Source organism: Paenibacillus taihuensis (assembly GCF_003386535.1).
In the GTDB taxonomy this organism is placed as follows: Bacteria; Bacillota; Bacilli; order Paenibacillales; family Paenibacillaceae; genus Paenibacillus_Z; species Paenibacillus_Z taihuensis.
In genome coordinates, this window is record NZ_QTTN01000020.1 from 46,434 (window position 1) to 67,380 (window position 20,947).

Here is a 20,947-nt window from a genome sequence, read left to right on the forward strand (position 1 = left end):
ATCTTCCTTTAATGTAGTTCAATTCATATGCATTTGTCGATGGTTCTACTCGTACAAAAGTGGCTATACGCAACAAAACGCAGCCAAGAGCGGCTACCTGCTCCTGACTGCGTTTCTCTTTATGCTGCGATGCCTATGAATCAACGCGCCATCCATCCGCCGTCTACGCATAGGACATGACCGTTCATATAGTCCGAAGCTGCCGAGGCGAGGAAAACAACCGGCCCCTTCAGATCTTCCGGACGACCCCAGCGTCCTGCCGGAATCCGCTCGAGAATCGACTGGTATCGCTTCTCGTCCGCGATAATCGGAGCCGTATTGCGCGTCTCGATATAACCGGGCGCAATCGCGTTGACCTGAATGCCTTTGCCCGCCCATTCGTTCGCCAGCGCTTTCGTTATGCCAGCCACCGCGTGCTTGCTCGCGGTATATCCGGGCACGTTGATCCCGCCTTGATAGGAGAGCATCGAGGCGATGTTGATGATTTTGCCGCTGCCGCGTTCGATCATATGTCTGCCCGCCAGCTGGCTGAGGAAGAAGACGGCATTGAGGTTCAGATCGATAACCGCATGCCAGTCCTCAGGGGAATGCTCAGCCGCAGGCGCTCGCCGAATCGTTCCCGCATTATTCACGAGAATATCGATGCCGCCGAATAGGCTCTGCGCCCCCAAGAATACATCCTGCAAACCATTAAGATCGCTAAGATCCGCCGAGATTTGCTCGGCTGTTCCGCCAATGGCGCGAATGGCCGCAACGGTTTCATCGCTGTTCGATGCCGATACACAGACGACTGAAGCGCCGGCCTCTGCAAGCGCAATGGCCATCTCTCGGCCGAGTCCCCCGGATGTGCCCGTTACGAGTGCCGTCTTGCCGGTTAGTTGAAATACCACCCTGCATCATTCCTTCGCTCCGTTAATAATTAATCTCACGCCAAGCTTCTGGTACTGTTCCTCCGTCTCCTTCGAAATGCCGGAGTCGGTCACAATCGCTTCGATCTCCTTGAATTCGGCAAACGTAATTAACGCGCCTTGCCCGAATTTATAATGGTCCGCCACCACATACGAGGTGCGCGCCGTCTCGATCCAAGCGCGCTTCAGCTCCAGCAGCTCGCCTGTATAGATGGTGAAGCCGTCATCCGCATGGATGCCCGTAGCGCTTATAAACGCTTTGCGAATATTGAGCTTGCGTATATAAGCAACAGCTTCCGCTCCTGCGAGCATATTGCGTACCCGATAGCCGCCCGGCACGACGAGACGGATGGCATCCTTATGCGCCAGCTCGCTGATGATCATGACATCGTTGGTTACCACCGTAATCGGCTCGTTCGGAAGCTGCCGCGCCATCTCCTGCGTCGTCGTTCCCCCATCGAGCGCGATGATATCGTTCGGTTCGATGAGCCGCAGTGCAGCCGCGGCAATCTCCGCTTTCTCGGAGCCGTGCTTGACCGGGCTTCGCATGGACAGGATGCCGAGCTGATCGGCATGCGCCAGCATCGCGCCGCCATGGACGCGCTGCAGCAGCCCTCTCTCCTCGAGCTTCGCAAGGTCTTCCCGGATTGTTTTGCCTGTAACGCCAAGCCGTTCGCTGAGCTCGCCCACCGTTATTTGGTTGCTCGCAATCAGCAGCTCCATAATACGCTCATATCTCATTAAAGAGTTCATCGTAAATCGGAAGTCTCCATTCAATCGGTTTTACTTCTACTTTAACGCTTGCATCGGGACAAGGTCCATATCCTCGAATGTTTGATTCTCGCCGGCCATTCCCCAAATGAAGGTATAGCTGCTCGTTCCTACGCCGCTATGGATGGACCAGCTTGGCGAAATAACGGCCTGCTCGTCACGGACGACGAGATGGCGGGTTTCCTGCGGCTCGCCCATGAAGTGAAACACCGCTCCGTCATCCGGCATATCGAAGTAGAAATACACCTCGGAACGGCGGTTATGCGTATGGCACGGCATCGTATTCCACATGCTGCCTGGCTTCAGGAGCGTCATGCCCATCACAAGCTGACAGCTTTGAATGCCGCCGGAATGAATATACCGATAGATCGTCCGCTCATTGGAATTGGTAAGCGACCCCAGATGGTTCGGAGAAGCCTCGCTGATCGCCGCTTTCTGCGTCGGGTAGGTCTGGTGAGCCGGAGCCGAGTTCAAATAAAACTTAGCCGGGTTCGCCGAATCCACACTCGTGAACACCACTTCTTCCGCGCCTCGCCCAATATAGAGGCAATCCTTCGGGGACATCGTGTACGTATCGCCATCCACCGATATAACGCCGTGACCGCCGACATTAATGATGCCAATCTCGCGGCGCTCCAGGAACGTCGCTGCCCCGATCGTCTTCGGATCGGCTTCCAGCTTAATAGCACCTTGAACCGGCACCGCGCCTCCCACAATAAAACGGTCCACATGCGTATAGAATAGCGTCAATTGATCCGATTCAAACAGCTGCTCGATTAGAAAATGCTCCCGAAGTTCCTCTGTATCGAAGGTTCGAACCTGACTTGGGTGGTGTGCATACCGGATTTCCATATAATCGCCCCTAACGTTTGATTTGTTCATCGAATAGATCTAAACGTCTTCAACTCGGTTCACTAATGTTTATATAAGTTCATTTAGGTTCATATTAGTTCATTCACACCCATTCCGCAACACCTTTATGCGTAAAATAAAAAACCCCCTTAAGCCGCAATTTCCGCTGCCGCTTAAGGGGATCCTCTTGTCTTGCCTTATTCAAACCTGCTTAATCAAGACCCAGCAATTCGCTGACCGTCACAATCCGATAGCCCTGTGATACGGCTTCCTCCAGCAAAATCGTAACCGCCTCGAGCGATTGCGACCGATCTCCGAAACCGTCGTGAAACAGCAGAATGCTGCCGCTTCGCATCGCTTCTCTTGTCGTCGCCAGGATATGCTCCACGCCAGGCGTGTCCCAATCGTTCGAAGCAAGATTAACGCCGTGAATAACCGCATAGCCGAACTCGCCCGCGACTTCAAGCAGCTCGTCGTTCACGTCGAGATAAGGCGGCCGGAATGTGTTCACGCGCCGACCCGTCACTGCGGTAATCAGCTGCTCAGCACGCTGCAGCTCCTCCCTCTGTGCATCCCGATCAAGCTCCGGCAGGTGCGGATGCAAGTAACTGTGATTGCCGAGCTCATGTCCTTCTTCGACAATTCGTCTTGCGATGTCTGGATAGCTCTCCATATTGGTGCCAAGAACGTAGAAGGTCGCTTTTCCGCCAACCTTCTTAAACGCATCAAGGAACTGCGGCGTCCATTCCGGATTCGGCCCGTCGTCGAATGTAAACGCCAGCAGCTTCTCTTCCGTCTTCACTTCATTGTAGATTGTCGCTGCAGTTGAAGCCATGAAGCTCACTCCTTATCGGGAGAATAAGTCCCTTCATTAATTGCCTTAATCATCGCTGCCGGCACTTTCGGCTTCCGGTCATACGTCAGCAAGCCGTTAATCTCTTGTTCGACGTCCGTCAGCTGCGTATAGCAGTAGCCTTGCACGACGGGCGATCGCAGCATCGGCTTCACGACATTGTTCAGACGCTCCAAATATTCCTCGTCCGTCGATGCGCCGGAGTAGCCCCAGCCTTCCCAATCGCTCTTCTTGAAAGCAATTCCGCCAAACTCCGTAACGAGAATCGGTTGGCCTTCATAGGAGAAGCCGCCTACGCTGAGCCGCCGGTTCGCCGGCATCGCACTTACTGCTTTCTCCACGGACGAGTATCTTTCCTGCAGCACTTCGTTTCTCCACTCATAATCGTGAATGTTGAACAGGTCCGTCTTCACGAGCTCCCAGCCGTCATTCGAGACGACCGGTCTTGTCGCATCGATCGACTTCGTCATGTAGTACATCGCAAGCGCATGCTGCTGCTGCTGAACATCGATCTGAATATTCGGCACGCCCCAGCTTTCGTTCAGCGGCACCCATGCGACGATAGATGGATGGTTGTAGTCGCGCTCCACCGCTTCCTGCCACTCTTTCGCGAAGCGCTCCGCATATTTCTCCGAGTAATCGTACGCATTCGCCATCTCGCCCCAGACGAGCAGCCCCAGCTTGTCGCACCAGTACAGATAGCGCGGATCTTCGACCTTCTGGTGCTTCCGCGCACCGTTGAAGCCCATCGCTTTCGTGAGCTCCACATCCTGCTTGATCGCGTCATCGGACGGCGGCGTCAAGTTGCCATCGGGGAAATACCCCTGATCCAGCACCAGCTTCATATAGTATGGACGGTTATTCAGACAGAACTTGCCGTTCTCGATCGAGACTTTGCGCAGGCCAAAATAACTGTCCACCTTATCGACCGGCACCCCATCTGCGAGCAGCGTAAACGTAACGTCATAGAGATTCGGATGCTCCGGCGACCACAGCCGCCCCAGTCCATGCTCATTGAAGTCGCGAAGCTTGATCGTTCTCGACTCGTGCTCGGCGAAGAGAGAGTATTGATCATCCGCGACTCTCTGGCCGTCTGCTGTCACCGTAACGCGCAGCTGCAGCTGCTGCGACGGGCTGAAGCCGGTCAGGAACGACCGGATGACAACCTCATTGCGATCCACATCAGGCGTCATGCGCACCCGCTCCAAGCGGACCGCCGATACCGCCTCCAGCCAGACCGACTGCCAGATGCCTGTCGTTCTCGTATAGAAGATCGATGCGGAATCGTTCAGCCAATACTGCTTGCCGCGAGGCAGCGTAATGTCTTCGCTATAGTCGACCGCCTGAACGACAATCCAGTTCTCATCGGAACCAGCCTGCAAGTAATCCGTAATGTCCGCATGGAACGGCGTATGGCCGCCCTCGTGGCGAACGACAAAATGCCCATTCACCCATACGGTAGCCTCGTAATCGACGGCGCCGAAGTGAAGAATCGTTCTAAGGTCAGCGAATGCAGCTGGAATCTCTACTTTCCTCCGATACCAGACACAATCATGAAACGCAGGATCTGCGATGCCGCTCAGCCTGCTCTGGAATGCAAAAGGTACCTGAATCCGTTTCGACAATGCCCGCTTCCCCGAGAACCAGTGCTCCTTCTGACCAACACGTTCATCGTCGAATTCAAATTCCCATTCTCCGTTCAAGCTCTCCCACAGCTCGCGGGCAAACTGCGGGCGCGGATAATCCAATCTTGGCGTTGATGACATATGTAATTCCTCCATTAGCTCGTCTTGTGTTGGCTCAGATTCATGCTCTGCTCGCGATAGTCCTTGGGCGTCATGCTTGTCTCCGTCTTGAATACCCGGTTGAAATGGCGGATATTCGCAAAGCCGGTCCGTTCTGCAATGCTCGTTATTTTCTCTTCGGTCAGTAGCAGCCTGCGCTTCGCTTCCTCGATCCGAATGCCTGACAGATGCTCCACGAACGTGCTGCCCGTCTTCTGCTTGAACAGCGTGCTGAAGTAAGCCGTGTTCAGAAAGACATGGTCCGCGATTTCCTTGAGCGTAATCGGCTCGGCGTAATGCCGCTCCAAGTATCGGATCGCTTTCTGAATCGGATCGCGCTCCACATGCTGCTGCCCGGATGCAATGCTCGCCGTTAACCGGCCGAACAAATCCTTGCAGTGCGCAATCAGCTCATCCTGCGAAGAGATGGCGCATACTTCGATGATGAGCGTCCGAATATCTTGCGTACCAAGCCAGCTTCTGGCGATGCCAAGGTCCTCGGACAGCTCGTAGTAATGAATGAACAGCTTGCATATATGCTGATGGACGGTCTCCGGCGTCTGTGCCTGGCTGCATAAATCAGCGATTGCAGTCTCGACACAGGCGCCGATTTCGTCCGTTCGTCCGCCGTTAATGGCTCCCTCGAGCGCTTCCCATTTCCACTTCTTCATGCTCGTCTTGAAATGATTATCCTTCGACGTATGCTCATAGTCGAGCACCTTGTCGCCGCCGACGACGAGTCGGTACAACAGTGCGATCGACGCCTCGCCGAATGTAATCGGGACCAGCTCGAACCCCTTCACGGGACGGCCGACGCCAATCGTGACCGTCATATTGGAGAGCGACTTGATTTGCCTGCATATTGATTCTGCGATTTCAAGCAGCTTCGTGCGGGAACCGTCCGGATCGGGCAAATTAACGAATGCCACGACCTCCGTATCCGAGTAGACGAAGCTGAATCCTTTGCACCGATTGTCTAATATCTCTTGCACGAATTGCTGAATGTAGAGCTGGAACAGAGACGGGTCCGAGCTGCTGTACCGCTCGCTATCGATCGATTGTTTATCGAGCTTAATAACTAAGCTGGCGTAATAGGGATCGTCGAATTGAATGCCGATTCGAGCCAGCAAATCGAGGTCCTGCTGCCCGACTTGGTTGCGATTGAGGCTCGCAACGAGATGGTCACCGGTATGGCGCCGAGCTTGATAATCATCCTGACGTTCATCCGCAGCAGCGGCGGAAGGCTTCTGTGCTGCCGCCGACTTCAGCTTCTCCTGCAGCCGGTCCAATACCTGGAACAGCTCCGCCCGCTCCACCGGCTTCATCAAGTAATCGATGGCCCCGTGGCGAAGCGATTGCTTCACATAGGTAAAGTCGTCGTAGCCGCTGATGACTACGCACAGCATGCCTTGGAAACGGTCGCGGACAATATTTTGCAGCTGAATGCCGTCCATGCGGGGCATCCGAATGTCGGTCAGCACGATGTCCGGCCGCAGCTGTTCGAGCAGCTCCAGCGCCTCGTACCCGTCCCGGGCGTCGCCGACCACTTCCCAATCGCCGTCCTTCGCCGCGATCATGGCGCGCAGTCCTCTGCGAAATACCGTTTCGTCGTCCACAATTAATAGTTTGGGCACCTTCGGTTGTCCCCCTTTCAAGCAAAACAAGTTGCATCATTTCATAACGGGCAGCGAAAGGGTCACGCGGAGCCCTTGATAGGGCATGCTTTCGAGCGTGATGCCGAATGACTCGCCATAGTGAAGCACGATGCGGCGATGCACGTTGAGCAGCCCATTGCCGCTCTTGCCGCCAAGATCCTTCGATGTATACAGCCGATCCTTCAGCAGCTCAAGCTCATCATGCGTGAGGCCAATCCCGTCATCCTCGATGGTAATCGTGAGCAGCCCATCCTGAGCTGAACCGCTGACCCGGATCAGACCGGTGCCAACGCCTTTGTCCAGCCCGTGATTGATTGCATTCTCCACGATTGGTTGGATCATGAGCGGAATAACGTTGCACTCCAGCGCCTCTGGATCGATCTGCTGCTCATATTGAATCCGCTCTTCGTAGCGGATTTTCTGAATGCTCATATAACCGGCGACATGCTCAAGCTCATCCCGCAGCGTCACCGTTTCTTTGCGGCTGCTAAGGCTGTACCGGAGCAGCCGGCTTAAGTTATTCGCCATCGTCACAATCTCGCGGTTATTCTCAAGCTCCGCGAACATGCTGATCGAGCCTAACGTGTTATATAGAAAATGCGGATTGATCTTACTCTGCAGCGCCGCGATCTGAGCGTCCTTCTCGCGAATCTCCGTCTCATATAATAGATAGCCAAGCTCGCTCAGCTTCGACACCATCGTATTAAAAGAACTGCCCAACCGCCCGACCTCGTCGCTTGCCGTTACCGGGAACATCACCTGCAGCTCCCCTTGCTCGACCTTGCGCATTAAGCGGCTCAGCTTGCGAAGCGGATTCGCAATGCGGAAGGCGATGAACACGGACAACAGCATCGCAAGCCCGATGCAGACGAACATCGCGACAGTCATGGAGTTGCGCACCACGACGCTGTCCTTCATCAGCTCCCGAACCGGAACGGCGCTCAGCGTCGTCCAGCCGGTTACCGGAGAAGTGACGTAGGCAACCAGCAGATTGCCTGATTCGCCGGAGCCATTCACATGCGTGACACCTTCCCCTTGCAGCTTGCCCCAGTCTGCAGAGAGATTGGAACCATTTTGCTCGATAACAGTGCCGCCGCTTGGATTAATGATGTTAAGGGCTTCCTTCTCGCCTAAGCTGACCTGCGACAAAATATTGCGTACTGCGTTCGGATCAATATCGATGACAATATAGCCGATCGTCTTGCCCGTATCGAAGCTTCTCAGCTCGCGGGCGATGGAGAAGACGTTGTATTTGGTCCCGCTCGTCGACTGGATTTCATGGGTCGTTATGAACGTCGGCTGTCCGAATTGCGACTTCGTCTGCTTCAGCCATTCGACGCTCTCATCCAGCTTGTACGTCGTCATATACTGGCTGTCCGGCATGACCACATACGATGCACCCCTCTCGCCGTACAGCGAAACGCCCATAATGTCGACACGGCCGTTAATGAAGATTTTCGATACAAAATTGTTCAAATGCGAGATTTCATCCAGCGTCAGCGGCTGTCCCGCCGTTCGCGATGAACCGATATAGTCGAGAATTTCCTTGTACTGATAGGGAGATAAGGTGAGCCGATTGAGCTCATTCATATAAGTGTCGATATTAAGCGTCACTTGTTTGATCGTCTGCAGCTGGTAGCCGCCCACATTCGTTTCCATCGTGCTCTGGAAGCTCGAGAAGGAGTAGATCCCCATCGCCGACAGCGGCAGCACGACCAGCATGAAGTTAACGAGAATCAGCTTTCGTGCAAGCCCCTGATTCCTGAACCATTGCGATATCGTCCCCAGCCGGCTCATGCGTTTGTACGCAGTGCCGCATTGACTTTGTCCGCTGCTTTGCGGAGCGCTTGCTCGGGCGTCTGCTGGTTGTAATTCATTTTCTCGAATTCCCCGATAAGGATCTCGATAATCGACCATTGCTTGACGTTGCGCGGCCAATAGGCGACATAGTTGGCGACTGCGGCATAGTCGCTCCGGTATTTGAGCTCGTTAAATGCCTTATCCTTCACGACCTTGGTCATGCTCGGCACATGTCCCGCTTCCGCCCACATCTCGCCGTGCTCGACCATCCACTTGATGAACGTCATGATCGCCTTCTGTTTCTCATCGGACATATCGCTCTTCTTCGGAATGGCAAGCGTATGGGAATCGCCCCATGCGGACGGCTGATCGTACAGCTTCGGAACCGGGATGACGCCAAAATCCAGCCCCTTCACATGCTCCAGCGCACCAGTCGCCCACATGCCGAGGAAGAGCACCGCCGCCTTGCCGTCCGAGAACAGCTTGAAGGAATCATTGATGTTCGGCGGAATCAAGCCTTCCGAATTGAGCTGGTGGATGAACTTCAGCGCTTGCAGCGACTTCGGATTATCGAAGGCTGCCTTCGTTCCGTCCGCGCTATACATCGCGCCGCCGCCCTTCATCTGGTTGTACAAGCTCCACCAGAGCCAGACCGAGTCAATGCGCGTGCTTGGTTCGGCAAGCGGCGCTACATCGGATGGTACGCTCTTCTTGATCTGCTGCAGGAAGGCGTGGAAGCCCTCTGGACCTTGACCAATGACTGGTTTATCCGCATCATCGAGCAGCCCTGCCTGTCTGAGATACGCTTTGTTGTAATACATGACGAGTGCATGCGTATCCAGCGGTACCGCGAAGGAATGCCCGTTATATACCGTGGACGCCAGAATATTCGGATTGAACTGCTTCCAATCGAGCCCGACTTCCGCCGCAGGCGCCGTCAGGTCCTCGATGTACCCGTTCTGCACAAATTGAGGCATGCTGGTCGTATGAACAATAGCAACGTCCGGCGCATTGCCGGCCAGAATCGCCGTGCGGAGGCGAGAGTAATAGTCGTCCAGACGCGAGTTGGTCTGTACGATCTGAATACCCGTCTGCTCCTCGTTGAAGCGGTTGACCATGGCCGTCATAAACTGATTGTCGCCGCCGCTGAACGGCGTCCAATAGTCGATTCGAATAGCGGCAGCCTTGCTCGGCTGCGCCTCCTGCTCTTCATCATGGCCTCCGCAGCCGCTAAGCAGACCGCCAAGAATAGCCATTATAGCGCCTAGATGAAGCCAGCTTCTGCGCGTAAATCGACGTGCTGATTGTTCTTTGTTGCCCTGCACCTTCGCATACCTCCGTCTATCAACCCGTAATGTCTATATAATCAATGCTCAGCTTGCCTGTTACCGCCTCAAGCTTGATCGCGTGAACGCCTGCCTTCAAGCTCGTTGTCACATCAACAGGCACGAACTCGTTCCGGCCCGTTGGTTTCACTTCCACCGTCTGCGCCTTGCCGTCGTCGATGGTGACTTTGAGGGAGGCGGATTGCTCGCCAGCGTTCGAGACTGCTATTCGCAGCGTATAGTCGCGCTTCTCGGGAACGGCAATGTTCGTGAACTTTACCGCGTCGGCAGTGGATGCCGACTTGGGATCGCCGTTATTACGATCGGAATTGTCAGCACCCTCGCCAGCGCCTTCGCTTTCTCCGCTTGGCGCTAGCTTCGCAACGCCCCAGCCGGACGCGAACGGGTTCTCGGTCGCTTCTGCTCTCCCTACAGCCTGCGCATTCTCCGCTTCGTAGCGAGGAATTTCAATCGCCTCGATCGTCACCCCGGCCAGCTCCGCCGGCAGCGAGATGACATTATTGTTCGATTGCGTGAGCGCTGCCCGCGCGTACGCATATCCGATTCGCTCTGACTTCGTTGGCGCAAGCTCAACCGCCGCCGCTGCCTTCTCGCCATTCACGGTCAAATCCGCAGACAGCGAATCTCCGCTCGTATTGCGATAATGGATAAGAACCGGCACTTCCGTATCAACCGTCGCCGGAATGCCGTCGAACTCCAGCCGCTCCCCGGCTTTCTTCGCGTGCTCCGCCTTGATCACTCCGGCTCCTGCAGGCGCGGCAATCGCTGTATCCAGCGACAACGGTTTGCCGAACTCCGGCATGCCGTCTGCGTTCCAGCTCACGCGCTGCGCCCTTGCTTTCCGGTTGTTCCAGCCGTCGTCGATGCCGGAGGTCGCGTGATAGACGATCCAATCCTCCGTCCCATCCGGCGAAGCGACGAAAGAGTTATGTCCCGGCCCGAACACGCCGGCTTCTTCATCCATCTGCAGCAGCGGCTGTTCGGACTTCTTCCAGTTCGCCGCGACGAGCGGATCCGTGCCCGGCTCAAGAGCCAGCAAGCCAAGGCTGTAGAACGGCGTCCAGCTGCCTGCTCCCGAATAGACGATGAACAGACGTCCATCCTTCTTCAGAATCGACTGGCCTTCGTTAATATAAGGCGGTCCTCCCGCCTGCTCCCAATCAAGCGTCGGCTCATTCAGCAGCACGCGCGAACCGCTGATGGTCAGCGGATCGCTCATCGGCGCGATGTACGTGTTCTGCTGCACGTTCACATCGTCGTCCCAGCCGGACCAGACGAAGTACAATTTCCCTTCGTGCTCCATCGCCAGACCGTCGATCGCCCATTTATTCGTCTCGTCCTTGACCTGCCCTCTGAACGTATAGGATCCCATCGGATCCTCTGTATCCGCTTCCAATACATACATGCGGTGATTCTCGTTTGCGCCGTCGTCCGCTGCGAAATAGATATACCATTTACCCTGAATATATTGAATTTCAGGTGCCCATAGATTCGCAGAATATGCCGTATCGGCCGGCGGGTACCAGACGGTCTCGCTCCGAGCCTGGCGGAAGTCGAGCGTTCTCGACTTCATGACCATCACGTCCGCGCCGTTATGCGTAAACGTCATATAATAATAGCCATCTTTATAAACAACGCTCGGATCCGGCGTATCCATCTCCGCGAGCGTATTCTTGAACGTGCCTCCGTGTCCATTATAGACGACGGGCGCGTCCGCTGTCCCCTTGTCCATCCGATCCACTCCTATCCAAATGGCTGCAATCGCCGCGATCAGCAAGCAGGCTGAGAAGAGCAGAATGCTGGTTCGCTTGCCGTTTATTTTCACGTCTGTCCCCCTCTTCTCTACTCTACTATTTAATGCCGGATTGCGTAACTGCTTTGACGAAAGAACGCTGGCCGACAATAAAGACGAGCAGTACCGGAAGTGTCGCAATGACCGTCATCGCCATCAGCTTGCCGTAAGACTGCGTATAGCTGCCTGTCGCCATAAGCGAAATGCCCGCCGTAATCGTGCGCATCTCGGGCGAAGTCGTGACATAGAGCGGCCAGACGAAGTCGTTATAGATGCCCATGAAGGTGAAAATACCAAGCGTCACTAGCACCGGAATCGAGGATGGAATGAGAATGCTTGCGTAGATGCGCCATTTGTTCGCCCCGTCGATGCGTGCCGCCTCTTCGATTTCTTTCGGGAACGACCTGTAAAACTGATAGAGCAGGAAGACGCCGAACGCCCCGCCCGAGTAAGGCAAAATAAGCGCGTAGTACGTGTTGATGAAGCCGAATTTGTTAAACTCCATATACATCGGCAGAAAGGTGAGAATGCCCGGAATCATCAGCGAAGCGATGAACATCGCGAACAGCGTTCTGCGGAAAGGCAGATCCTTCAGGCGCGCCAACGCATAAGCAGCCATTGAGTCGATCAGAAGAACAATCGCCGTCCCTGCTATGCCGGAGACGAGCGAGTTCGATATCCAGCGCACGATCGGTACGTTCATCAGCTCGCCATTCAACCCTTGCTTATAATTGTCCCAAGTGAGCTTCTTCGGGATAAAATGCATCTGGCCGGACAGCGCTTCGAAGTCGTTTTTCAGCGATGTGGACACCATCCATACGAGCGGCAGCAAGAAAATAACCGCGATCAGTACGGCGAGTATCGCGATGATGAAGGTGTTGGATTTACGCATCTTGTTGCTCCTTTCCTGCATTAGCGAGACGGTATTGCACGAGCGAGATGAGCATAATGAAGATCGCCATCGTAATCGCCATCGCCGAAGCGGAGCCGATCGCTTTGCCCTTGAACGCTTCGTCGAGCACGTTCATGAGCAGCACCTTCGTGCTGTCCCCAGGTCCGCCGCGCGTTAACAGGAACGGCTGGGCAAAAATATTAAACGACGCAATCGTCGACGTAATCAGCACGAACAGCATAACCGGACGAATCGACGGCAGCGTGATGCCCTTAAACTTCTGCCATGCATTCGCGCCGTCAATCGAAGCCGCTTCGTAGTAATCCTCCGGCACTTCGTTCAGCGCGTTAATGAAAATAACCATATTAAAGCCGACCGTCCACCAGATCGTCGTCGATACGAGGGATAGCCAAGCCCAAGGCAGGTCGGTCAGCCACGGGACCGGCGCGATCTCGATCTTCTGAAGCAGACTATTAATGAAGCCGGCGTTCGTATCGAACATCATGAGCCAGATAACCGCCATAACCGAAGCGGAGATGGCGAACGGCATAAAGTAGACGGTGCGGAACAAGCCGCGCAGCCGGGCAGGAAGGCGATTCACGAGGAGCGCGAGCCCAAGGCCGACTAGCAATAAGAGCGGCACGGAGTAAAGGACGAATTGGATCGTATGCCAGAGACCGTGGAAGAATTCCGTATTCAGATAGGAGCCGACTTTGAAAATTTCGATGTAGTTGCTAAGGCCGACGAACTTATGCTCATCGGACAGCAGCTCGAAGTCGTGCATGCTGATATAGACGCCGTATCCGATTGGAAACAGCATGAACAGTGCGAAACAGATGGTGTAAGGCAATGCGAATAATGATGAGCTAAGCCGGGACTGCCACGATGTTCTCAAAATGTACCCCTCCTGCAAATAAGAGGAAAAGACGGGAATCTCTCGTTCCCGTCTGCCTCTTGAATGATCGATTACTTCTTCATCGCTTGCTTGGATTTCGCTGCAGCGTCGTCGAGCGCTTTCTGAGGGTCCTTCTTGCCTAGCAGCGCGCTGCTCAGCTCGCCCCAGATCGGGTCGGAAATTTTGCCCCAGTTCAGTACGTTCGGCGCGAATTGCACATAGGAGAAGCTGTCTGCGATCGAGCTTTGCGGCAGCGCTTTGAAGTCCGCGCTTTCCAGCATCGGCTTCGCTGCGAGCGCCTGGCCGGATTTTGCCCAGTCGAGGGAGTTCGAAGCCACATACTTCAAGAAATCGCCGATACCGGCGAGCACATTAGCGTCGGTAACATCCTTCGGAATCGCGAAGTTATGGGAGCCGGCGAAAACCGCTTGCTTCGCTTTACCGATCTGCGGAACAGGCGCGATACCGTAGTTCAGACCCGCTTCGTCGAATTGGCTCTTCATCCACGGACCGTTGAATTGGATCGCGTTCTTGCCTTGCAGGAACAGCGTGTTCTCGCCGTCTTGCTGAACGTTTCCTGGCGAGATGCCTTTGTCGACCATGCCGCGCATCCACTGCACCATCTCAACGGCTTCCGGCGAGTTATACGAAACATCGCTGCCGTTCCAGAGCTCGCCGCCATTTTGCCATACAAGCGTTGGGAAAATAAACTGCTGCGGCCACAGCGTCGGTACGACATAACCGTATTGCCCTTTGCTCTTGTCCGTCAGCTTCTCGACGTCGGCATCGAACTCGGCACGGTTCGTCGGCGGCGCCGTAATGCCCGCTTTCTCGAACAGGTCCTTGTTGTAGTACATCACGAGCGGGTGAATATCGAGCGGAATACCGTACCACTTGTTCTCGATCGTCGAGTATTGAACAGGCGCATCCACGTAGTCGGTCTTGTTAATGCCTGCTTTTGATGCAATATCGTCAAGCGGCTGCAGCTGACCTTTGCTCACATAAGTTGGAATTTGGTCCACGTGCATGATCATCAGATCCGGACGTTCCTTGCCTGTGCTGAGCGCAACATCGAGCTGCTTGTAGTATTCGCCGTTCGGCTGAATGACGAATTTGATTTTATATTGATCTTGAGCGGCGTTGTAATTCTCAACGATCTTCTTCATGAAGGCGCCGTCGGCACCGGAGAATGGCGTCCAGAACAGGAACTCGGTCGGCTCGCCCTTCGCCTCGGCCGGCTGTTCGTTCGCTTGCGCATTCGAGTTCGCGTTTGCCGTCGTATTGGAATTGCCGGAAGCCGCTGTATTGCTGTTGCCGCCGTTATTGCCGCCGCCGCAGCCAGCCAGAACTAGCGCGGAAATATTCAACATCAGGAAAAGCGTGCCGAATCTTTTTACCGATTTTCTCATTCTCTTGTTTCCCCCTGGTCGATAGGTTGAAAGACGGATCGTCTTCCTGAAACTCATCTTATCGGGATCGGGAGGCGGAAAAAATGACATCCCTTTGGATGAGACGGACATATTTTTGGATGAATGAGGGAGCTGATAGGCTTGGTTGTAAATGTGCAAAAATATGTCCGCGAATGCTGTAGATAGGTCCTGTTCAAGACGCAAAAAAAACGGCGGCGCAGTCTGAATGGCTGCGCCGCCGTTTTCGAAAGTATTATTGCCCTCTGAAACGGAAGGACGAAAACTGTGTGCGGCTTCCCTTGTCGGTCGCAAAGCCGACCATGCCGTTCAAGTAAGGCGCGTCCTTATCCTCATAGCAGAGCAGCATGGTGCCATCCACCGAGATGTCAAAAGCGTCGCCTGCCGCGTTAATCTCAATCGTATAGCATTGTCCGAGTGACCAATCGAACATGGTGCTCGCAAGCTCTCGGTAACCGTTCTCGTTCTTGTACAGGCAGAACCGTCCGCCTTCTGAGAAGCCTGCAGCGTAAGAGCGGATGCCGCCCTGCACGCGGAACAGCACCCGATGCTCGCTGCCGGACTGCGGAATGACCGATGCCGAGAAACGATAGTCGTCCCACTGCAAATCGCCTGTGTAGCTTTCGGCGGAGTCGCCATAGAAGCTGCCGACCAGCTTGCCCTCGTCCAACGTCCATAAGCCCCGCAAATACGTCAGCTGGCTGACCTCGATATGAGTGCCGTTCCACTTCTCCAGCCGTTCCTTCGCAAAGTCGACTGCGTAATCCGGCTTCCCGGAGAATCGCATATCGTCCACATAAGCGATCAGCGGCCCCCAGCCGCCTTCAGGAATCCACTCGATGCCCGCTTCCAGCAAGCACACGTTGTCCATTGGCGGGATGGAATATCGCAATTGCTCCCACTGGCCAGGCGTAAGCGTCAGCTTCTCTCCGTAATGACGAACGTCCGTGTTGCGGTCCCTTACGTATAGACGAGCCTGGATGGTCCGCTTCTCCGCCTTGGGCAGCGACACCATCGCTTCGATCGTTTGTCCTGGGTACAAATTCGGCGAGAAACACGGGTCGTAGCGGCTGTCGTTGAAATCCTCCGGACGGTAGTACGTTTGCCTGTAGGTCCGGTAGCCTTCGCCACCGCGGGCGCGGTCGAAAACGACCTTCAACGATCGCTCTCCGCTGGCCGCGGCTTCCGTCGTATTCTCGACGAAGCTGGTCACCTGATGCTGACGGTCGTCGCAATCGGTGCGGAATGCATGCGTTGAGCCAGGGAGCTCGAAATGGAAGTTCGATTGGCCACCGCCCAGAATCGCCTTCCATTTCTCCACAGGCTCAGCTCCGGCGATTCGATAGCCGATCCCGGCGATGTATTGGGCGCACCACGGCAGATCGAGCGCATTCAAGGAACCGATGACGCTTGAGCAGCAGAGGAAGTCGTTGATCGGCTTACGCCATGAAGGGTCGATGCCTTCCAAGCCGACCAGCACGCCCATGATCGTGCCGACGTTGCCGACGTTGCAATCGGTATCCCAGCCGCACATGTTGCAAATATTGATCGCTCTGGAGTAATCCCCCTCAGCGTACAGCAGTGACAAGACGATGACGGCGGAGTTCGGAATAATGTGGCAGACGCCTGGATACCGGTCATAGCCGTAATTGTCGAATACGAATTTGAAGCAATCCCGCCAGTTGCCCGGATGCTCGCGATAGAATGCAATTACGTCGTTTGTCATCCGGGCATATTCGCAATCCGACGGAATGACGGACAAGCCCGCTGCGATAATCGCTTCCGCGTCCTTCTCCGTAAAAGCAGCTGCGATGCAGGCCGCGATGAACATGCCGCCGTACTTGCCGTTGCCGTCATGCGATACGCTGGCGACTTTCTCCGCATAGTGGGCAGCCAGTGGCGGATTGCCCGGCGCGATCAGGCCCCACGCGTCAATGAAGATTTGCCCGCCTATTTGCTCCGCGACAGCGCTTCCATTCATTTCGATCGAACCGGAGCGCGGCGCCATAATGCCGTTCTTCAAATTCAAATATGCCGTATGCTCGGTCGACTTGCCGTATCCGCCCCACCAATAGAAGCCGTGGCCGTCCGGCGCATAATTGAGCCAGGTGAGTCCCATCTGCTCTGCCGTTACATCGGTCGTATGCGTATAGTCGTCAAGCGCTCGCAGGAAGAACAGCGGTCCGTTCGTGTCGTCATCAGCCGCGAAGTTCCGGAAGTGGTGCAAATAACCTGTAATTTCGCCAAAGGTGCGTTCGAGCTGCTCATAAGACCAACCTTCGACGTTGCCGCCATGACGAACGCCGATGACTTTGCCTACCCATCCTGCATACACCCGTTCCATGTAATCCTCGGGTATCGTATGATTCACTAGAGCCTGCCGTTCGGAAATACTCATCGCCATCGTTTCCCCTCACACTCCGTTTGCTCATGTATCCGTGCCCGCAGCGCTGCCGAGGGCAGTGGAATCGTCCTCATCATACCTTAGGCGTCTCTGCCGAAAAATCACAATAACCGCACATTTATGTCCGAAACCGCTCTTTTATTCAATCAGATAAGGCAAGCGAATAATGACCGTCGTACCTGCACCGGGAATGCTGTTCACCGTCAGGCCGTAATCCCGCCCGAAATGCAGCTTGATTCGCTCGTTGACATTTCGCAATCCGTAGCCGCTCCTCTGCGCGGCATGCGCTTGCTCGCCAAGCAGCGAAGCCGACACTTCATGCGTCATGCCTATTCCGTCGTCGATGACCTCAAGCTGCACGGCACCGTTCCGATAACCGCCCTTGATCAGAATCGTAATCTGCTCCTTCTCGTGCCCAAGTCCGTGCAGAATAGCGTTCTCGACAATCGGCTGAAGAATCAGCTTTAGCACGGACGCGTCCATAATCCCGTCATCCAACGCATAGATTGGCCGGATGCGGTTTTTGAGGCGATATCGCTGAATGTCGATATAAGCCATAATGCATTCAAACTCTTCCCGCATCGTGATAATATCCTTCCCTTTGCTTAAAGAGATGCGGTAGAACTTTGCCAAGCTCTCCACGATTTCGCATACGTCCTCGTTGCCGTTCTTCCTTCCCAGCCAGCTGACCGTGGACAATGTATTGTAGAGAAAATGCGGATTGATCTGACTTTGCAGCGCGGTCAGTTCCGCTTCCTTCTTCTTGATGCTGAGCGTGAATACTTCGTCGATCAAATATTTCATGCGCTCCGCCATTTGATTGAAGCTATGGTCCAGAACGGCGATTTCGTCCTTCCCGCTGACGAACCGCCCGGTCTCGATTTCCCCGTTACGCATACGCTGGATCCGTTTCAGCAGAATCATCATACGGGACAGAATCAAATTGGAAACAAGAACGATAAGGACCACGGACAAGACAGCGCTGCCGATGATAAATAACAGGCCATAATTCCGCATGTCCTTTGTTTCCTGAAGCAAACGGTTAACCGGAATCATATACACCATTCTCCAGCCGTTGGACAATTCGTTGTACATCACCTTCACATGGTCGTTCTCGCTTCGGTTCAGCAGAAAATCGCCGCTTGCCTTTCCTGTAATACGGTGCATTACATCTCCAGCCATTTGCTTGCCCAGGCTCGCCCGGTCATTTGACGTTATAATCGTTCCGTCGGACTCGATGAGATAGATCCCCTTGTCCATACCCTCCTTGGCCAGCAGCGAATACAAATCCGACTCCTTGATTTCGATCGAAAGCAGACCTACGGACTGATGATCCGTATAGAACTCCAGCGGCCGGTTATAGCTGAACACGCGGGTCGTTTTTTCCGTTCGTCTTAGCTCGACATCCCAATATACGTTGCCGTCGGGAACGGACTTCACTCTGCCCCAATATCCCTTATAACTTGAAGCGGAAGCTCTCTGAAAGCCGAGCTGGCTCGTAATTTTATCATCGGCCAAAGTCAAATAAGGCTTGGCGTTATATAGAGAAGGATTGTGAAAGTAAATACTGACCGTGCGCAGGTCATTCTTGAACTTAAGCAGCACCTTTACCCGTTCGATGAACTCCCGTTCAACTTCAAAGATATCCACATTCGTGCTATCGCTGTAATCCTTCTGAAGGTCCAGATTTAAATTCGTATCGAAGTAGAAATGATTGGATAGCTCCTCGTAGGAAGCCAGCCTGGTTTCCATGTTGTACATCAGCTGCTGCATGGAGATGCCGTAAGTCCGGTTGGTCTGGTTCTCGATAATTTGGTTCGCCTTGTGCATCAAGAAGAAGCCCATGCACAGCAGCGGCAGAAAAGCAGCGACCAGATAGGAGGCGATCAGCTTCGGTTTCAGCCTGACCCGATTAGCCGTCAAATCCGGCAAGCTTCTAAGCCAGGAAATGATACGCATCTTTAAATTCCCCCGGTGACAGGCCGTAGAAGCTTTTGAAAACGGCGCAAAAATAGGATACATTCTCATAGCCGACGGCGGCAGCGACTTCGTTAACTTTGCGTTCCGGCTGACGAAGCAGCTCGCTCGCGCATTTCATCCGGGTTTGCACGATATATTCCTTAAGCGTCATGCCCGTCTGGTTCTTGAACAGCTTTCGGACGTATCCCGGTGCCAGAAAAACGCGGGATGCAATGGAATCGATCGTTATGTCCGTCATATATTCGCTTTTGACCCACTGCTTGATGGTTTGCACGATATGCTCGTGTTTGTTGCCTTGATTTTTACGGATCAGCTCTGAAATGTTTTGCACATAAACGATGACCCACGATACCAGCGAATCTATCGTCTCCATATGCATTAATTTATCCCATGGCGCCTTCTCCTGCTCGAATGCGGCCTTCATCAGTTCTCTCTTCTCGGCCAGCGTATGCAGCGCCGTCGTCAGGAGATCGACGGCGACGAACCACGCTTGCTCCTTCTTCATAGCTTTATTTTGGAAGCAAGCACGGATGATCGCTTCGATCTTTTCCGTATCAGAGGTTATAATCGCCTCCGTCAGCTCTTCTTTGGAACGATGCAGGGCAATCGGGAATTCGTCCCGGCTGTCTTCGTGATCTTCGTGCCACATCACGCTCGGCACATCCGAGTACATGCTGCGGCTGGCCGCCATTCTTGCCAAACGGCAATAACGGTGGCAGCTGCGAATGCCGTCCTCGGCCAGAGCAATGCCAATCGCGTACGTCAATCCCGTTGTCCGATTCAGCTGCTGCATCCAGCTCGCAGCCAGCTGTTCCACATGCTCCTCCGCTTCTTCCGGCGACAGAATCGGCGAACTGGGGACAAGCACCGTATACTCGCCCTCTCGGGTCATGACGGCGGGCAAGCCCGTCTCCTCCTGAATGATCCGGCTCAATTCCCGATGTACAGTAACCGCTTTAAGCGGTTCTGCTTCCTCGCTGTCCGGCGAGAGCTCCTTCACCTTCAGTATCATAACCGCGGTTCGGCTCGTCGGCAGCGCAAGGCCGAACGATTGCGCCTGCTGGATCGTACGTTCGCCGTCAACCGGCTCGATGCCGAGCAGCAAATCCCGCAGCAGCTGCTCTCTCAGAACCGGCATGTTCTCTTCCACCTGGTGCCTCAGCTTATCCCCTTCCTGTACGCGATGCTTCTCCTCCTCGATTCGGCCGATCGCTCCCGCAATCGTCTGCATAAGCGTCTCTTTATTGATCGGCTTCATTAAGTAGGCGACGGCGTTAACATCCACGGCGTTGCGCGCCGCATCAAAGTCCTCATACCCGCTGATGAAGATGTATTTGACATTCGGGTACATGCGCTTCAGCCTGCTGGCAAACTGCAAGCCGTTCATGCCAGGCATCCGCACGTCCGTAATAACAAGGTCAGGCTCCTCATGCTCAAGCGCTTCGAGCGCAGCATGGCCGTTCCACGCCTCCCCGATCACCGTCACGCCGAATTGCTTCCAGTCGAATAACGAACGAATGCCCTCGCGTTCCATATCCTCGTCGTCAACGATAAATAATTTGATCACGCTGCTCCCTCCCAGCCCTAA

The 20,947-nt window shown here is 54.5% G+C and carries 15 protein-coding genes; all 15 read right to left on the reverse strand.

Annotation, left to right across the window (positions count from 1 at the left end; genetic code table 11):
* Positions 1-140: 140 nt before the first annotated feature.
* The 15 genes from kduD to A8990_RS17120 all read right to left on the reverse strand — a co-directional run bounded on the left by kduD (position 141) and on the right by A8990_RS17120 (position 20,926).
* Entirely contained in the window at positions 141-890 is a 750-nt protein-coding gene (kduD, locus tag A8990_RS17050) for a 2-dehydro-3-deoxy-D-gluconate 5-dehydrogenase KduD (RefSeq protein WP_116190255.1), read from the reverse strand.
* Positions 891-896: 6 nt separating this feature from the next.
* A complete protein-coding gene (locus A8990_RS17055; RefSeq protein ID WP_116190256.1) occupies positions 897-1,661 on the reverse strand; it encodes a DeoR/GlpR family DNA-binding transcription regulator in 765 nt (254 codons plus the stop codon).
* Between the two features lie 36 nt (positions 1,662-1,697).
* Positions 1,698-2,531: a 5-dehydro-4-deoxy-D-glucuronate isomerase gene (gene kduI / locus A8990_RS17060; RefSeq protein WP_116190257.1), complete on the reverse strand. Its 834-nt coding sequence runs from the start codon at positions 2,529-2,531 to the stop codon at positions 1,698-1,700.
* 211 nt (positions 2,532-2,742) lie between these two features.
* Positions 2,743-3,366, reverse strand: a complete 624-nt coding sequence (locus A8990_RS17065) for a polysaccharide deacetylase family protein (RefSeq protein ID WP_116190258.1) — start codon at positions 3,364-3,366, stop codon at positions 2,743-2,745.
* Between the two features lie 5 nt (positions 3,367-3,371).
* Positions 3,372-5,150, reverse strand: coding sequence for a glycoside hydrolase family 2 protein (locus A8990_RS17070; protein ID WP_245996066.1), 1,779 nt, complete (start codon positions 5,148-5,150; stop codon positions 3,372-3,374).
* Positions 5,151-5,164: 14 nt separating this feature from the next.
* Entirely contained in the window at positions 5,165-6,802 is a 1,638-nt protein-coding gene (locus A8990_RS17075) for a response regulator (protein WP_147306823.1), read from the reverse strand.
* A gap of 36 nt (positions 6,803-6,838) precedes the next feature.
* Complete coding sequence (locus A8990_RS17080; RefSeq protein ID WP_116190261.1) at positions 6,839-8,620, reverse strand: cache domain-containing sensor histidine kinase; 1,782 nt, start codon at positions 8,618-8,620, stop codon at positions 6,839-6,841.
* A complete protein-coding gene (locus tag A8990_RS17085; protein WP_245996067.1) occupies positions 8,617-9,948 on the reverse strand; it encodes an ABC transporter substrate-binding protein in 1,332 nt (443 codons plus the stop codon). Before A8990_RS17085 ends, A8990_RS17080 begins: the two co-directional genes overlap by 4 nt.
* Positions 9,949-9,967: 19 nt before the next feature.
* Positions 9,968-11,794, reverse strand: a complete 1,827-nt coding sequence (locus tag A8990_RS17090; protein ID WP_245996068.1) for a family 43 glycosylhydrolase — start codon at positions 11,792-11,794, stop codon at positions 9,968-9,970.
* 25 nt (positions 11,795-11,819) lie between these two features.
* Entirely contained in the window at positions 11,820-12,653 is an 834-nt protein-coding gene (locus A8990_RS17095; protein ID WP_116190262.1) for a carbohydrate ABC transporter permease, read from the reverse strand.
* The gene (locus A8990_RS17100; protein WP_245996069.1) at positions 12,646-13,548 is read right to left on the reverse strand and encodes a carbohydrate ABC transporter permease; all 903 of its coding nucleotides are present in this window, start codon (positions 13,546-13,548) and stop codon (positions 12,646-12,648) included. The genes A8990_RS17095 and A8990_RS17100 overlap by 8 nt, the downstream gene beginning before the upstream one ends.
* Before the next feature lie 71 nt (positions 13,549-13,619).
* Positions 13,620-14,957, reverse strand: coding sequence for an ABC transporter substrate-binding protein (locus tag A8990_RS17105; protein ID WP_116190263.1), 1,338 nt, complete (start codon positions 14,955-14,957; stop codon positions 13,620-13,622).
* 253 nt (positions 14,958-15,210) lie between these two features.
* Positions 15,211-17,373 (reverse strand): ADP-ribosylglycohydrolase family protein, encoded by a 2,163-nt coding sequence (locus tag A8990_RS17110; protein WP_116190264.1) that lies wholly within the window; start codon positions 17,371-17,373, stop codon positions 15,211-15,213.
* Positions 17,374-17,517: 144 nt separating this feature from the next.
* Positions 17,518-19,338, reverse strand: a complete 1,821-nt coding sequence (locus A8990_RS17115) for a sensor histidine kinase (RefSeq protein ID WP_181909631.1) — start codon at positions 19,336-19,338, stop codon at positions 17,518-17,520.
* Complete coding sequence (locus tag A8990_RS17120; protein ID WP_181909632.1) at positions 19,316-20,926, reverse strand: response regulator transcription factor; 1,611 nt, start codon at positions 20,924-20,926, stop codon at positions 19,316-19,318. The genes A8990_RS17115 and A8990_RS17120 overlap by 23 nt, the downstream gene beginning before the upstream one ends.
* Between the last annotated feature and the right edge of the window lie 21 nt (positions 20,927-20,947).